Source organism: Streptomyces sp. NPDC020780, assembly GCF_044334475.1.
In the GTDB taxonomy this organism is placed as follows: Bacteria; Actinomycetota; Actinomycetes; order Streptomycetales; family Streptomycetaceae; genus Streptomyces.
This window is the reverse complement of sequence record NZ_JBIRTB010000011.1, coordinates 233,997-247,248: the sequence shown is the minus strand read 5'-3', so window position 1 is coordinate 247,248 and position 13,252 is coordinate 233,997. Positions and strand designations below refer to the sequence as shown.

Here is a 13,252-nt window from a genome sequence, read left to right as displayed (position 1 = left end):
CGGGGCGGAGAGCACGACATGGGGAGCACAGGGTGAAGCCTCGGGCCACGGTGGCGACCGACGCGGACAACACAGCGGGACGGGAGCCGGACACCGGCCCCGGCGGTGAGGACGACGGCGCCGCGCACGGCACAGCACAAGCGGGCGGACCGCCCGGGAGCCGGGTACCGGCGACGGGCCTGAAGAAGGCCGCGGGCAAGCGGTCCGGGAGGAAGGACACCGGGAGCGGCGGTACGGCGCCCGCCGGCGGCATCACCCGGCGCCTGCGCCTGCGGCGCGACCGCACGCTGATCCTGATGACGCTGCCGGCCATGGCCCTGCTGCTGCTGTTCAACTACATCCCGCTGCTCGGGAACATCGTGGCCTTCCAGGACTACGACGTGTACGACCTGGGCATCACCGGCAGCCCGTTCGTCGGCTTCGACAACTTCACCCGCATCTTCGCGGACTACCGCTTCTGGGAAGTCCTGGTCAACACGCTGGTGATCTTCCTGACCCAGCTGCTCCTCTTCTTCCCCATCCCGATCGCCATCGCCCTGCTGCTCAACACGATCATGAGCGCCCGGGTGCGGGCCTGGGTCCAGGCCATCGTCTACCTGCCGCACTTCTTCTCCTGGGTCCTCGTCGTCACCGTCTTCCAGCAGATGTTCGGCGGTGCGGGCCTGGTCGCGCAGTGGCTGCGCGAGCACGGCCACGAGGGCTTCGACCTCATGACCAACCCGGGGTTCTTCAAGTTCCTCGTGACCGCGCAGGCGGTGTGGAAGGACGCCGGCTGGGGCGTCATCGTCTTCCTCGCCGCCCTCGCCGCCGTCAACACCGACCTGTACGAGGCGGCGGCCGTCGACGGTGCGGGCCGCTGGCGCCGCATGTGGCACGTCACCCTGCCGGCGCTGCGCCCGGTCATCGCACTGCTGCTCGTGCTGCGGGTCGGCAGCGCGCTCAACCTGGACTTCGAGCAGATCCTGCTCCAGCGCGACCAGGTCGGCGCGGGCGCCTCCGAAATCCTCGACACCTACATCTGGTGGACGGGCATCAAGACCGGCGACTTCGGTTACGCGGCCGCCGCCGGGATCTTCAAGGGACTGTTCAGCGTCGCCATGGTGCTGGGAGCCAACAAGGTCGCCCACATGATGGGCGAGCAGGGGGTGTACTCCAAGAAATGACGACTCTCCTGGACATGGAAAAGGACGGGAAGGCGCCGGCCCGGGTCACCGCCGCACGGGAGGAGACTCCGTTCCAGCGCGCCCTGCGCATGGAGCCGCGCCCGGTGTGGGAGGAGGAACCCACCACGGCGGGCCTCGCCTTCAAGGGTGTCGGCCTCTTCGCGATCTGCGCGGTGATCCTCATCCCCATCTGGGTGGTGGTGGTCACCAGCCTCTCCGACACGAAGGCCATCAACGACGCCGGCGGCCTGGTCGTCTGGCCCGACGGCATCACCTTCGTCGCGTACAAGGAGCTGCTCAGCGGCGGCGCCGTCACCCGCGCCGCGCTCGTGAGCATCGGGCTGACGGCCGTCGGCACGGTGTTCAGCATGGTGATCTCCGTGCTGTGCGCGTACGGGCTGAGCCGCAAGGACTCCTTCGCGCACCGGCCGCTGCTGATGACGATGATGGCGACGATGTTCTTCGGCGCCGGGCTCATCCCGACGTACCTGCTGGTCACGGGCATCGGCCTGAGCGACAGCTACTGGTCGATGATCCTGCCGAGCGCCATCAGCGTCTTCAACATCCTCGTGCTGCGCGGCTTCTTCATGGACACCGCCCCCGAACTGATCGACGCGGCCCGGATCGACGGCGCGGGCGAGTGGCGGATCCTGCTGCAGATCGTCATGCCGCTGTCCCGGGCGGTGATCGCGGTGATCTCGCTGTTCTACGCGGTGGGCTACTGGAGCCAGTGGTTCAACGCCATGCTGTACATCCAGGACAGCGACAAGTACCCGCTGCAGATGATCCTGCGCCAGTTGGTCCTCCAGCACCAGGTGCCGCCCGGTGCCATGGGCGCGGCGGTCAGCAGCGGCCAGATCAACAGCCTCGCCGTGCAGATGGCTGTGATGGTCCTCGCGCTGATCCCGGTGGCCGTGCTGTCGCCGTTCGTCCAGAAGCACTTCCAGAAGGGCATGCTCACGGGCGCGGTCAAGGGCTGAGCCCGCCCGCCCCCTTTCCGTACGGCCCCTCCCCCGGGCGCGCCCGGGCCCCGCATCCACCCGGACCCACCGGAAGGTCTTCGTCATGCGCTCTTCGTCCGTTCCGCAGCCCGGCCCGGCCCAGCGGCCCCGGCGCCGTACCGTGCTCGCCGGCGCCGCCGCGGTGGCGGCCACGGCAGCCGCGCTGCCGGTGGCCGCGCCCGGCTCGGCCACCGCGGCCGCCGGGCGCCCCGGGAGGACCCAGCCGCACCGCTGGCGTACGGCGGCGATCGGCGGCACCGGCTTCGTGACGGGCATCCTGTTCCACCCGTCCGTGCGGGGCCTGGCCTACGCACGGACGGACATCGGCGGCGCCTACCGGTGGGAGGAGCGCGATTCCCGGTGGACGGCGCTGACCGACTTCGTCGGCTGGGACGACTGGAATCTGATGGGGGTCGAGGCCATGGCCGTCGACCCGGCCCACCCGGACCGGCTGTACCTGGCGCTCGGCACGTACTCCGGGCCTTCCTACGGCCCCGGCGCGGTGCTGAGGTCGCAGGACCGGGGCGCGACCTGGGCGCGCACGGACCTGACGGTACGGCTGGGGGCCAACGAGGACGGCCGGGGCACGGGCGAGCGGCTGCTGGTGGACCCGCGCGACAGCGAGACGCTCCGGCTCGGTACACGCCACGACGGCCTGCTGCTCTCCGGGGACCGCGGGGCGAGCTGGGCCCCCGACACCGCGTTCCCCGTGTCCGGGTCGGCGGGCGGCCAGGGCGTCACGCTGCTGGTGGCGGCCGGCCGCACGGTGTACGCGGGCTGGGGCGACGGGGGCACGGCGCTGTACCGTACGACGTCCTCGGGCGGCTGGGAGCCCGTCCCCGGGCAGCCGTCCGGGGCCGCGGCGAAGGTGCCGGTCCGTGCGGCCTACGACGCGCACACCCGGGCCCTGTACGTGAGTTACGCGGACGGGCCGGGCCCCAACAACCAGGCCGACGGCTCGGTGCACCGGCTGGACACGGCGACCGGCACCTGGACGGACGTCACCCCGGTCGCGCCGGGCGGCGGTGACGCCTTCGGCTACGGCGGCCTCGCGGTCGACGCGGCCCGCCCCGGCACGGTCGTCGTCTCCACGAACAACCGCTGGGGCCCCGTGGACACGCTGTTCCGCTCCACCGACGGCGGTGCGAGCTGGACCTCGCTCAAGGACACGGCCGTGCTGGACGTGTCGGAGACGCCGTATCTGAAGTGGGGCGGTGAGCCGAAGTTCGGCTGGTGGATCCAGGCGGTCGCCGTCGACCCGTTCGACTCGCGGCACCTCCTGTACGGCACGGGCGCGACCATCTTCGGCACCCGTGACCTGGTGCGCTGGGCCCCGGAGATCCGGGGCCTGGAGGAGTCGTCGGTGCGGCAGCTGATCGCCCCGCCCACGGGCGCCCGGCTGCTCAGCGGGCTCGGTGACATCGGGGTGATGTACCACGAGTCGCTGACCTCCTCCCCGTCGCGCGGCATGGCCTCGAACCCGGTCTTCGGCACGGCGACGGGACTGGCCCTGGCCACCCTGAAGCCCTCGTACGTGGTCCGCACGGGCTGGCCGTCGGGGTCGGGCGCCGCGGGCGCGTCCTCGCACGACGGCGGAGCGAGCTGGCAGCCGTTCGCCTCCCAGCCGACGACGGCCGCGTCCGCCCCGGGCCCGGTGGCCGTGTCCGCCGACGGGACGGTCCTGCTGTGGTCGTTCGTCCACTGGGACGGTACGAAGTACGCCGCACACCGCTCGGCCGACGGCGGCGCGACGTGGGCCGAGGTCGCGACCTTCCCCAAGGGCGGCACCCCGGTCGCCGACCCGGCCGACCCCGCCCGCTTCTACGTGTACGACACGGACACCGGCACACTGTTCCGCTCCACGGACGGGGGCGCGACCTTCACTGCGGGCGCCTCCGGGCTGCCCGCAGGGGACACGCAGTTCCGCGTCGCGGCGGCGCCGGGCCGCACCGGGGACCTGTGGCTGTCGGCCAAGGAACACGGGCTGCTGCGCTCGGTGGACGGCGGCCTCACCTTCACGGCGGTGGCCGGCTGCCAGGCGTCCTACGCACTCGGCTTCGGCCGCGCGAAGGACCGCGGACGCCACGCCTACCCCGCGGTCTTCCAGACCGGCCGGGTCTCCGCCACGCACCACGAGGTGGCGGTCCTGCGCTCGGACGACGCGGGCAGGACGTGGATCCGCGTCAACGACGACTCCCACCGATGGGGGTGGACCGGTGAGGTCATCACCGGCGACCCCCGCATCCACGGCCGTGTCTACCTGGGCACCAACGGCCGCGGCATCCAGTACGCGGACCCCGAATGAGGAACGAGAAGTCCATGCCGTCCCTGCACGACGCCACCCGTGGCCGCATTCTCTTCGGCGGCGACTACAACCCCGAGCAATGGCCCGAGGAGGTGTGGGCCGACGACGTCCGGCTGATGAAGGAGGCCGGGGTCACCTCCGTCACCGTCGGCGTCTTCTCCTGGGCCATGATCGAACCGCGCCCCGGGGCACGGGAGTTCGGCTGGCTCGACCGGCTGATGGACCTGATGCACGCGCACGGCGTGGGGGTGGTCCTGGCCACCCCGACGGCGTCACCGCCACCGTGGATGGGTGAGCTGTACCCGGAGACGCTGCCGCGCGCCGAGGACGGCACCGTGGTCTCGTACGGCTCGCGGCAGCACTTCTGCCCCAGCTCGCCGGTCTACCGCCGGCACGCCGCCGCGCTCACCGAGGACCTTGCCGCGCGGTACGCCGGACACCCGGCGCTCACCGTGTGGCACATCAACAACGAGTACTGCACACACTGCTGGTGCGACGGGACGGCCGCCCACTTCCGCCGCTGGCTGGCCGCCCGCTACACCACGGTGGACGCCCTCAACGAGGCGTGGGGGACGGCGTTCTGGAGCCAGCGTTACGACACCTGGGCACAGATCCTGCCGCCGCGCCGGGCGCAGTACATGAGGAACCCGGCCCAGGTGCTGGACTTCAAGCGCTTCACGTCCGACGCCCTGATGGAGTGCTACACCGCCGAGCGGGACATCGTCGCCCGGCACACCCCGCACATCCCGGTGACCACCAACTTCATGCCGCTGTGGGCGGGCCAGGACGGCTGGGCGTGGGCGGAGCAGGAGGACATCCTCTCCGTCGACATCTATCCGGACCCCGCGGACCCGCAGGGCGGCCACTACAACGCGATGCTCGGCGACATGACGCGCGGACAGGCGGCCGGCCCGTGGATGCTGATGGAGCAGGCAGCCGGGCCGGTCAACTGGCGGGGGGTCAACCACCCGAAGCCCGCCGGGCTGAACCGGCTCTGGTCGCTGCAGGCGGTCGCCAGGGGCGCGGACGCCGTCTGCTACTTCCAGTGGCGCCAGTCCCGCCAGGGCGCCGAGAAGTTCCACTCGGGGATGCTGTCGCACGCCGGTGAACACGGTCGCACCTTCCGGGAGATCAAGCGGATCGGCGCCGAACTGGCGCTTCTCGGGCCCGAGGTGGCCGGAACCACCTCGCACGCGGATGCCGCCGTGCTCCACGACTGGGACGCGTGGTGGGCCAGTGCCCAGGAGGGCAGCCCGTCCGCCCTCGTCGAGTACCCCGACCTCGTGCGGGCCTGGCACCGGGGCCTGTGGGAGAGCGGCATCGCGACGGAGTTCGCCCGCCCCGGCGGGGACCTCGGCGCGTACCGCCTGGTCGTCGTGCCCCAGCTCTACCTGCTCGACGACGCGGCGATCGACGGCCTCGTCGCGTACGTCCGGGGCGGTGGCACCCTCGTCTGCGGATTCTTCACCGGTGTCGCTGACCCCGACAACCGGATCAGGCCCGGCGGCATGGACAGCCGGCTGCGTGAGCTCTTCGGCATCCGCACGGTGCACGAGTGGTGGCCGCTGGACGCGGACGCGTCGGCGGAGTGCGACGGCTTCCGCGGCACCCTCTGGTCGGAGGAGCTGGAGCCCGACGGGAGCGCGGAGACCGTCTCCGCCTACCGGGGCGGCGAGCTGGACGGGCTGCCCGCGGTGCTCCGCAAGGACACCGCCTGGTACATCTCGACGCTGCCCGAACCGGAGGCGCTGCGCGACCTGCTCGACCGGGTGGCGGCGGGGGCGGGTGTGCGCCCCGTGGTGGCGGGGCTGCCCGCCGGGGTGGAGGCGGTGCGCCGCGGCTCCCTGCTCTTCCTGCTGAACCACGGCCGGTCCCCGGCGTCGGTGGACCTGCCCGGCCGCCACCTCGACGTGCTCACGGGCGTGGAGCACGACGGCCGCGTGGAGCTGGGCCGTTACGGCGTGGCCGCGCTCCGGGACGCCTCGGCATGATCGACGGTACGTGGGAGCCCGCACCCGCCGCCCGCTGGGAGGACGCCTTCCTGAGCGGCAACGGGCGTCACGGGGCCATGGTGTACGGCGACCCGGCGGACGACCGGGTGATCGTCGACCACCACACCCTGGTCCGGCCCAACGGAAGCGAGGACGTCCGGCCGCCGGAGCTCGCGCACCGGCTGGGCCGCCTCCAGGACGCCCTGCTGGCGGGGGACGTGACAGCGGCCGAGGAGTTCGGCGCGGGGCGGCCGCTCGTGTGGGTGCAGCCCTTCCATCCCGCGTTCCAGACCCGCGTCCGCCGTGACCGGGGGCCGCACGAGGCGCTCGCCGGCTACCGGCGCGAGGTCGACTTCACGACGGGCGAGGTGACGGCGGCGTACGAGGAGTGGCGCAGCCAGGTCTTCGTGTCGCGGGCCGACGACGTGATCGTGCAGCGGATCACCGGCCTCGGTCCGGACGCCCACGTCGTCCTGGACCACGCCCTGCCCGGCGCCCCGGCGCGGCTGGCGGTCGGCCGCACGACCGTACTGGCCCCGCACGGGGCGAACCTGGCGCTGCGGATCGGCTACCCGGGCAGTGACACCGCGTACACCGGGGTCACCGTGGCCCGCGCGGACGGCGGGACGGTGTCGGTGGCGGGCGAGGGCATCAGCGTCCGGGGGGCGCGGGGCATCACCCTGACGACCCGGGTCCACCGCCGCTCCGGCGGCCACGGGGACCTCGCGGCGCTGTGGGCCGCCCTGCCGGACGAGGACTACGACACGCTGCTCGGCCGCCACCACCCGGTGCACCGCGCCGCGTACGGACGTACCGCGCTGACCCTGCGGGACGCCGGCGGCGAGCGGGAGCTGCCCGGAAGCGAGCTGCTGCGCACCCCGCGGAGCCCGGCGCTGCTGGAACGCCTCTTCGCGGCGGGCCGCTACCACCTGCTCTCCTCCTCGGGGCTGCTGCCTCCCCGGCTGACCGGGCTGTGGACCGGCGACTGGGACACGGCGTGGTCGGGGGCGTTCACCACGAACGCCAACCTCAATCTGCAGATCGCGTCGGCGGCGAGCGCCGCCCTGCCCGAGGTGACCGAGGCGCACGCCGCTCTGGTCCTCGGCCATCTGGCCGACTGGCGGGACAACGCCCGGGCGCTGTTCGGGGCCCGCGGCATCGTCGCGCCGTCGCACACGGACGGCGAGTCGGGGCACACCCGTCACTTCCAGCGCGCCTATCCGCTGCACCTGTGGACGGCCGGGGCGGACTGGCTGCTGCAGCCACTCCTGGAGCACGCCGAGGTGACGACGGGGACGCCGGACGCCCGGCTGACCGGTGCCCTCGTCGAAGCGGCCCTGTTCTACGAGGACTTCCTCACGCGTGAGGACCCGGACGGCCGGGTGGCCGTGGTGCCGTCGTACTCCCCGGAGAACCGCCCGGCCAACGCGAGCTGGGGCACGGTCAACGCCACGATGGACATCGCCGCGGCCCGCCACGCGCTGACGACGGCCGCCGCGCACGCCCCCGGCCACCCGTCCGCCGGGCTATGGCGGGCCCTGGCCGGCCGGCTTCCCGACTACCTGGTGAACGAGGACGGGGCACTCGCCGAGTGGGCGTGGCCGGGCCTGGCGGAGACGTACGACCACCGCCACCTCAGCCACCTGTACCCGGTGTGGCCGCTGGACGAGATCAACCCGTACGACACCCCGGCCGCGGCACGGGCCGCGCACCGCGCCCTGGAGCTGCGCGGCTCGGAGAACGACTCCGCCCACGGGCACCTGCACCACGCCCTGGTGGCGGCCCGGCTGCGGGACCCGGCGCGGGTGTCGGCCGCCCTGGACGCGGTGCTGGGCGGCGACTACTTCCACGACTCGCTGATGAGCTCCCACTACCCGTCGCGCGATGTGTACAACGCGGACGCCGCCCACACGCTGCCCGCCGCCGTGATCGAGTCACTCGTCCAGTCGGCGCCCGGCCGCCTGGTGCTGCTCCCCGCACTCCCGTCGGCGTACCCGGCCGGCGAACTGCGGGGGCTGCGCACCCGGTTCGGCGCACGGCTGGACCTGAGCTGGTACGACGGCGGCGCCACCGCGGTCCTGCGTCCCACCCGCGACGCCCGCGTCGACCTGCGTACGGGCGAGGGCTACGCCCTCACCGAGACCTCGGCGGGAGATCCCGCGGCCCCGCTGGAGCTGACGGCCGGAGTGGACCGCGTGCTCACCCTGGGGCCGCGGTAGCGCTGCCCATCGGCTCCTCTCTGCCGGCCCGTCCGCCGCACGTCCGCCGCCACCTCCGAGGCTCACACCTCCGAGGCTCACGCCTTGGGGGGTCACGCCTGGGGGGTCACGCCTGGGGCGCGCCGCCCGCCAGCCACCGGGCGGTCCGTGTCCAGCGGTCGGGGGGGACGACGTCCAGCAGCGCCGCGAAGCGCTCGGGGCGGGCGAGCAGCCGACGGTCCCGGGGATGCAGCGCCGTGTGTGCCAGCAGCCAGCCGGCCAGCGCGTGCGGGTCCGGACCACCGGCGGCGGACAGCGGGGCGGCAGCGGCCAGCTGGGCGGCGTACGCGGTGCGCGCGGCCTCGGCGTCGCCCGCGACGAGCAGTTCGTCACCGCCGGCCGCCGGGCCCGGGCCCGGCTGCTCCTTGCCCAGCAGGTAGAGGCGGCCCCGGTCGTCCTGCCAGTAGCCGCCCGTCCCGGTGGCGACCCGCGGTGCGCCGGCGGGCGCCGGGCCGGCCCCCGAGCGCAGCGCCTCGACGAGCGCCCTCCCGTCGTCCTCGCCGCAGCGCAGGTTGCGCAGCCGCCACTCCACCCGGTGGCTCACCGCCGACGCCCGGGCCCTCGCCACCACCGCCGGGTCCAGCGGCTCTCCGAGCCAGCCGTCGACCGTCCCGGACAGCCGGGCGACGAGCCGGCGCCCGGGTACGGTGAGCCGGGCCCGGGTGGCGAGGGTGCGCAGGACCATGCGGGTCTGGAGCCGGCGCAGCGCGAAGAGGAACGGCGCACGCCCCTGCGGATCGCCCGCCGGGTCCCCCGCCCGCGCCCGCCAGAACCCGGTCACGCCGACGAAGGCGTAGGCCCCGTGCAGGAGTCCCGGCAGGTGGCGCGGATCCGCGCGCCAGGGGGCGTAGTGGGCTTCGGTCCGGTCGTCCTCGATGAGCGGGAAGAGGTGCAGCAGGGCGCCCAGCTTGCTGTGCTGGAACTCGTGGACGAGGGTTTCGGCGAGTGCGGGTCCGTCCGTCGGCCGGGCGACGACCATGGAGGCGAAGGCGTCGCCGGTGGAGGCGCTGAGCCCCGCCGACGGCACCGGAAGGTCCACGTCACCGTCCGTGGCGCGCCAGGGGACGATCCGGCTGATCTCCTCGGGCCGCAGCCCGCCGGGGGCGGAGCCGTCCCCGCGGCGCAGGATAGCCACGGCCTCGTCGAACAGGCCCTGCCAGGAGCGGAGTTCCTCCGGACCGAGACGGCCCGGAGCGATGGGCTCGTCCAGGTCACGGTACGGGTCCAGGTCGTCGAGCTGTACGGCCCGCGTTCCCGGCCCCGTACCGAGTCTGCGCACCGGCAGCCACTGTGCGGACTCCCTCCCGTCGAGGGGGCGTACGACGGTCCCGGGGCCGTCGGCGTGCCGGACGGTGAGGGTCCCGCCGGACACCACGGCCCGTACGGCGTGGAAGTCGTCCCCGTCCGGGCCGGGCAGCCGCACCATTCCCAGCGCGGGCAGACTCACCGCGTTCCCCCGGGCGGGCAGCACCACCTCGGCGTGCGTGCCCGCGTGGAGGGCCGCCGTCGCGGCCACGGCGGCGATCTGGCCGACGTCGGCCCACAGGGGTGGCCCCGAGGCCGTCCCGTGCAGCCGGCGCAGGGCATGGGCCAGCCAGCTGCCGACCTCGGGGCTCAGCAGCAGTTCCTCGACCCGCTCCGGGGCCTGGGCGGCGGCGGCCTCCAATGTGGGCCAGACCGTCCGGGCGTCCAGGGGGCCAAGGATGCCGGGGTCCGCGTCCAGCAGGTCGAGGAACTCGCGGAGCAGCAGGAGACGCCGGGTACGTTCACCCCTGACCAGGAACGCCACGGCCTCGGGCGAGCCACCGCCCGCGGCGATCTCGTCGAACAACGGGCCGGGCATACGGATCGGGGCGTACACATCGCTCCCTGTCGGTTCCTGAGGCCCGCCGGCCGGCCTCATTCGGCCCGTCCTGAGCCGGGTTCACCGCCCCCCATCGTGTTGCTGCGCGCACGCCGGAGCTCTGCGAGGAGCCGGTCGGCGACCCCGGGGGCCGGGAGGCGCCGGAGATCGGCGACGCGCACGGCGGCCAGATCCATGAGGTCGGACTCGAGGTGATCGGGTGTGCCGTCGGCGGGTTCCGGCTGGTACAAGGCGCGCTCCCCCTTCGCGAGCGGTGGCACGGGATGCCACCGTTTACTCCATCATGACGATTGAGACCCCTTCCCGAAACCCGTGTGATCACGCCGGCCGATCACATCCCGGATCCGGGGCCCGCGGCGAAGTCCTCGACAGCTGCCTTGAGTTCGGCGGACCGGCCGGGATCGTCGTCGAGCAGTGTCACGGCGTCGTACAGCTCCCACAGTCCCTCCGGCCGTGCCCGCAGGGTGCGGACGATCCCGATGACATCGGTCCGCGGCATCGTGTGCCGCGGCATCCGTGCGACGACGGAGGGAGGCAACTCGTTGACCAGTGCCTGTCGTTCGTCGCGGTCGTTCATCAGCGAGTAGGCCAGCAGGGCGTCGATGAGCCGGGCGAGTGCCCGGCCGGCCGCCGGAGGGCGCGGTGCAGGGGCGGGAGGCGGTGGCGGGGCGATGTTGCGGGCCCATCCCGGCCTCTCCATGAAGACGGTGGGGAGTTGCAGGGCGTGGCCGGCGGCCGGCAGCGCGCTCATCCTCGCCTCCACGGCCGCGAAGAGGGCGGCTGGGTCCGGCAGCGGGTCGGGCGGGAGCTCGCTCAGGACGATGTCCGAGAACACTCCGAGCCGGCGCCCGGGGTCGTTGGCCGCCCGCTGCCCGCGGCCTGTGGCGAATATCAGGACCTGTTCGTGCTCCTGGACCCGGGCTCCGGTGGCGAACCGCTCGTGGGGCAGGGTCTGCGGGAAGTTGTGCCGTTCGTCGAAGGTCCGGCACGCGTCGATCATCCACATCTGCCGGCCGAAGGCCGGGACGGCGTCGCTGCGGTAGGCGTCCCGGGCCGACTCCACGTCGATGTTGCGCCGGTCGGTCACGGTGGCGTCGGCGCTGTAGAGCCGCAGGTGCTCCTTCCGGTCCAGCACACCGTGGCCGCCCCACCACACCCACAGGGCGTCCCCGCCCCGGGCCGGCATGTCGGTGACGAGGGCGCGTCTCAGGGAGGCGTGGTCGGCCGGCAGGTAGGGGACGTCGGGCTCCGTCCCGGGGAGCGGGGCGAGGTGCAGCTGGATGCCGGCACCGGGAACGCCGCGGGCCAGCAGCCAGTCGCGGAACCGCAGCGCGTCACGCGCCGGTCCCGGAAGATCCCAGTCGGGTCCGGCGGCATACTGTTCGATTCCGACGACCAGGGCGGCGACGCGGTCGGGCCGGACCGGTGCGCGGTTCACGGCAGCCGCTCCCCGATGGCCCGGAAGACGGCCGGGTCGGTCCAGTAGGCGCTGTGCGCGACGGGGAACGGCTGCCGGCTGTCGGTGGCGACGTCATGGGCGCGCCCGGGGAAGAGAGGCGCCGCCGCGTAGCCGAGGAGGTCGCGGCGGTCGTAGAGGTTCAGCCACGGGGGGACGTGCCCGGGCAGCGGGTCCGGGTGGGCCAGGGCGGGCAGGGCGCCCGTCTCGTACAGGAACGGGCCCTGGGAGCCGACGGTGACCAGCAGTTCGACGCCCGGCAGGGGCCCCGCTATGAGGGTGTCGAGGCAGATGATCCCGCCGAGGCTGTGGCCGAGCAGGACGACGGGCGGTTCCAGGGGGGCGAGGAACGCGCGCAGGCCCTGGCGGACGTCCTCGCCGCGGGCCAGGTACTTGAGGATGTCACCGGCGGCCGGGTGTGCCGCGTCGGTGAGGGCGCGACGCCGCCGCACCGCGTAGCGGGAGCCGAGCCGTACGAGCGGCCGGCCCGCCATCCGCAGCAGAGGGCCTCGGCCGGTGCCGGCAGGGGCAGCGCCCAGGCGCTCCGCGATCGCCGTTACGGCGGCGTCCCTGGCGTCGCCTCCTGCCTGCACGGGGCTGTCCGCGTCCAGGGCGTCGGCGGTGGCCTCCGCGATCAGCGCCCGGGCCAGCACCCAGGCCAGGGTCTCGCGGTCGAGCGCGTCGGCTGCGGGCCCGAGGAGAGGGGTGCGCGCGAGCCGCGCAGCGGCCTCGCGCACTCCGGGGGCGAACGGCCCGGATCCGGGCTCACCCTGAGCCGCGAGCTCCAGGAGCAGGGCCCGCGGGCGTTCGTCCGGGAAAGCCGCTCCGGGCGGCGTGACGCGGCCGGCCGCTCCGGCGGCCGCCGTCGCCAGTTCGGCCCACGGGTCGTCGTAGAGCCGGGCCCACTCCTGCGCCTGGTCCTGTCCGCCGGGCTCCGCGGTGTCCCGGCCTGTTCCGGAGCCGGGGGGTGCCGGGATACTGACGCCGTCGGCGGCCAGCCTGGCCCCGTACCGCTCGCCCCACCGGTAGGCGAGCAGCTGCGCGTCCGGTGCCGTCGCCGTCAGGCCCGACGCGATCTGCCCGAGCAGCGTGGTGAGGTGTGGTTCCCGCACACCCGTGCCGTGAGTGAAGACCACCGTTGTCATGTGAGCGCCCCCGTCGGCTCGTTGCCGTCGGCCGGGCCCACCGCCGCGGGTGCGGTGGGCCCGGCCGGC

Annotated in this window: 9 protein-coding genes; 5 read left to right on the top strand and 4 right to left on the bottom strand. The window is 74.0% G+C overall.

Annotation, left to right across the window (positions count from 1 at the left end; translation table 11 throughout):
• Positions 1-32 precede the first annotated feature (32 nt).
• The 5 genes from ACH4VO_RS22845 to ACH4VO_RS22825 all read left to right on the top strand — a co-directional run bounded on the left by ACH4VO_RS22845 (position 33) and on the right by ACH4VO_RS22825 (position 8,679).
• A complete protein-coding gene (locus ACH4VO_RS22845) occupies positions 33-1,163 on the top strand; it encodes an ABC transporter permease subunit (RefSeq protein ID WP_360995282.1) in 1,131 nt (376 codons plus the stop codon).
• Entirely contained in the window at positions 1,160-2,143 is a 984-nt protein-coding gene (locus tag ACH4VO_RS22840; RefSeq protein WP_398441259.1) for a carbohydrate ABC transporter permease, read from the top strand. Before ACH4VO_RS22845 ends, ACH4VO_RS22840 begins: the two co-directional genes overlap by 4 nt.
• A gap of 85 nt (positions 2,144-2,228) precedes the next feature.
• Positions 2,229-4,469, top strand: coding sequence for a 1,4-beta-glucanase (locus ACH4VO_RS22835; RefSeq protein ID WP_360995285.1), 2,241 nt, complete (start codon positions 2,229-2,231; stop codon positions 4,467-4,469).
• A gap of 14 nt (positions 4,470-4,483) precedes the next feature.
• Positions 4,484-6,460 carry a beta-galactosidase gene (locus ACH4VO_RS22830; RefSeq protein WP_360995425.1) on the top strand — a complete coding sequence of 659 codons (1,977 nt, stop codon included), beginning with the start codon at positions 4,484-4,486 and terminating at the stop codon, positions 6,458-6,460.
• Positions 6,457-8,679 (top strand): glycosyl hydrolase family 95 catalytic domain-containing protein, encoded by a 2,223-nt coding sequence (locus tag ACH4VO_RS22825; RefSeq protein ID WP_360995287.1) that lies wholly within the window; start codon positions 6,457-6,459, stop codon positions 8,677-8,679. The genes ACH4VO_RS22830 and ACH4VO_RS22825 overlap by 4 nt, the downstream gene beginning before the upstream one ends.
• A 106-nt stretch (positions 8,680-8,785) precedes the next feature.
• On the opposite strand, the gene ACH4VO_RS22820 is transcribed toward ACH4VO_RS22825, so the two are convergent.
• The 4 genes from ACH4VO_RS22820 to ACH4VO_RS22805 form a co-directional block, all read right to left on the bottom strand.
• Positions 8,786-10,579, bottom strand: a complete 1,794-nt coding sequence (locus ACH4VO_RS22820; protein ID WP_360995290.1) for an HEXXH motif domain-containing protein — start codon at positions 10,577-10,579, stop codon at positions 8,786-8,788.
• Positions 10,580-10,617: 38 nt separating this feature from the next.
• Positions 10,618-10,812 carry an aldo/keto reductase gene (locus ACH4VO_RS22815; RefSeq protein ID WP_360995293.1) on the bottom strand — a complete coding sequence of 65 codons (195 nt, stop codon included), beginning with the start codon at positions 10,810-10,812 and terminating at the stop codon, positions 10,618-10,620.
• A 101-nt stretch (positions 10,813-10,913) separates the two neighbouring features.
• Entirely contained in the window at positions 10,914-12,020 is a 1,107-nt protein-coding gene (locus ACH4VO_RS22810) for a caspase family protein (RefSeq protein ID WP_360995295.1), read from the bottom strand.
• Positions 12,017-13,183: a hypothetical protein gene (locus ACH4VO_RS22805; protein ID WP_360995298.1), complete on the bottom strand. Its 1,167-nt coding sequence runs from the start codon at positions 13,181-13,183 to the stop codon at positions 12,017-12,019. Before ACH4VO_RS22805 ends, ACH4VO_RS22810 begins: the two co-directional genes overlap by 4 nt.
• Positions 13,184-13,252: the final 69 nt, after the last annotated feature.

Coding starts and splice junctions, on each gene's coding strand:
- ACH4VO_RS22840 (WP_398441259.1), top strand. CDS start 1,160: ATGACGACTCTCCTGGACATGGAAAAGGACGGGAAGGCGCCGGCCCGG.
- ACH4VO_RS22835 (WP_360995285.1), top strand. CDS start 2,229: ATGCGCTCTTCGTCCGTTCCGCAGCCCGGCCCGGCCCAGCGGCCCCGG.
- ACH4VO_RS22830 (WP_360995425.1), top strand. CDS start 4,484: ATGCCGTCCCTGCACGACGCCACCCGTGGCCGCATTCTCTTCGGCGGC.
- ACH4VO_RS22825 (WP_360995287.1), top strand. CDS start 6,457: ATGATCGACGGTACGTGGGAGCCCGCACCCGCCGCCCGCTGGGAGGAC.
- ACH4VO_RS22805 (WP_360995298.1), bottom strand. CDS start 13,183: ATGACAACGGTGGTCTTCACTCACGGCACGGGTGTGCGGGAACCACAC.